Below are 591 nucleotides of genomic sequence, written 5' to 3' on the forward strand. Positions count from 1 at the left end.
ACAGTTTGGTGGCCGATGTCGAACGTGAGTTCCACAGGCAGTTGCTGGTGGTCTGTGAGTGTTTCGGATGTGTTTACGTCATTCATATCGGTTTCTTTCTCAATGATGTAGAGGGTGTTGTCTTCAAGTTGACAACGCCACAGATTCTTATTGGATACCTGAACAATCGCTTGTTGCTGGGCGATGTAGCATTGGTCAAAAAAGATCACGTCTCCAAGCTCTAACGAATGAAATTGATTTAAGTCCAGGTGTGTTTTGCCAAGGCTTAGCCAGACAGGAAGGGCAATATGCTGAGTCAGTTGCGACGAGCATGGCGGCAGCGCATCAACTAAAACGCTTTGACCTTCACTTACCCACAAACAAAGTGATGCGCTTGGTTTGTTTAGCGTCAGCATTAAGGTATTGCGCTGCGTCTCGCTATGTTCCAGAGGTTGTAATTTGCTGAGGATCGGTAACTGACCAAATAGGCGTTTGAACGCGTCAGCGTGAGGCTCAATCTGCGTACTGAGCAGAGCTAACTGCAACGAGTTTGGGAGAGATTCAAACGCTGTCGCATTCAAAGTCAAGTGAAGCCATTGTTGCAGCTGCGCG

Annotated in this window: 1 pseudogene; it reads right to left on the minus strand. The window is 47.5% G+C overall.

Features of this window, described 5'->3' with window-relative positions:
* A pseudogene (vscQ, locus tag R7P74_RS27915) lies at positions 1-591 on the minus strand (SctQ family type III secretion system cytoplasmic ring protein VscQ); the annotation flags it as partial.

The sequence above is a fragment of the Vibrio sp. 2033 genome (assembly GCF_033339735.1).